Origin of the sequence: Companilactobacillus paralimentarius DSM 13238 = JCM 10415 (genome assembly GCF_001434985.1) — a bacterium.
Lineage (GTDB): Bacteria > Bacillota > Bacilli > Lactobacillales > Lactobacillaceae > Companilactobacillus > Companilactobacillus paralimentarius.
Genome location: NZ_AZES01000038.1, coordinates 1 through 1,431 on the forward strand (window position 1 = coordinate 1; position 1,431 = coordinate 1,431).

1 protein-coding gene is annotated in these 1,431 nt (G+C 32.3%); it reads left to right on the top strand.

Translation table 11 applies throughout. The features are described 5' to 3' along the window. Positions 1-111 precede the first annotated feature (111 nt). Entirely contained in the window at positions 112-1,362 is a 1,251-nt protein-coding gene (locus FD33_RS04555; protein WP_025086422.1) for an ISL3 family transposase, read from the top strand. Positions 1,363-1,431: the final 69 nt, after the last annotated feature.

Here is a 1,431-nt window from a genome sequence, read left to right on the forward strand (position 1 = left end):
GATGAATAATCAATACCAGTTTTTTAATCTCTAGAAAATAAAAAAAGAACATCACTGTTCTCATGTTAAGATTTAAGCGACCAAACCCAATCAAACATGGAGAAAACAATAATGTCCCAAGACAATTCTATACTATGTGCACTCGATATAAAAGACAATAATATAAGTAATGTTTCAGTCAAGGACGCTACGATTAAAAATCGTGGCGTTATAAAGCATATAAAGATCGTAAACGCTGATTTAACTTATAAACTGTATCGATGTCCACAATGTGGTTTAAATTCATTAGTCAAAAATGGAAAAAGAAAAACTAATGCTAGATTAGCCAGTTTTAACGGTATTGAGTATCATTTGATGCTCAATAAACAACGTTATATTTGTAAGAACTGTGGTGGCACCTGCGGTGCCCACAGTGATTTATTAATCAAAAATCATACTATGACTAAACAAGTTCAAAACAGAATATTCGTTATGGCAAAGGAATCCTTTACTTTAACATCAATAGCTAAGATCATCGGAGTATCAGTAAATACAGTAAGCAGAGTCTTATATGACAATACCAAATTACCAAATAGATGTGATTGTCTTCCAAAAAACCTGTGTTTTGATGAATTTCGTTCAGTTAACGGTATATTTACTTTTATAGCTATTGATGCACAAACACATCATCTAATTGAGCTGATTCATGATCGACTCTCTAAAACAATTATTGAACACTTTATAAATAACTATAGCTTGTCAGAACGGCAAGCCGTTAAGACTGTCTCTATTGATTTGAATGCTAATTATCAGTCGGTCATTCATAGAATTTTTCCCAATGCTCAAATAATAGTTGATAGATTTCATATAGTTCAGCTATGTAGCCGGGCATTGGATCAAGTTAGAATCAGTTGTCTTAAAAAAATAAATGATAAACATTCCCGTTTGTATAAAGCACTTAAGTCTAATTGGCGTCTCTATCATCTGCCTGAGGCAGATGTAGACGACAAGAAAGTAAAATATATTTTTGGAATCAACGAATATACTACAACGCGAAACGTTATTGATATAGCCACTGACAATCTACCAGTTTTTAAAAATACTTATGATATTTATCAAGGTATTCAGAAAGCGATACATGAACACGATATATCATTACTCAAAGAAACCATCTATGGATATAAAAAGAATAATACCGCTATGGATACATCTATTTCAACGTTACGTAAGAATTTAAATTATGTAAAGAATAGTTGCACAATGCCGTACTCCAATGGTCCTCTTGAAGGGACCATTGGAAAGATAAAAAAACTCAAACATATCAGTTATGGCTTCAGAAATCTTGACCATTTTCTTAAGAGAATAAGACTCATTTGCGCATAAAAAAAGACAACCTACATGAGGTTGCCTTCTATACAAAAACTATTCATCAATACGATTTGACAAAGAGCC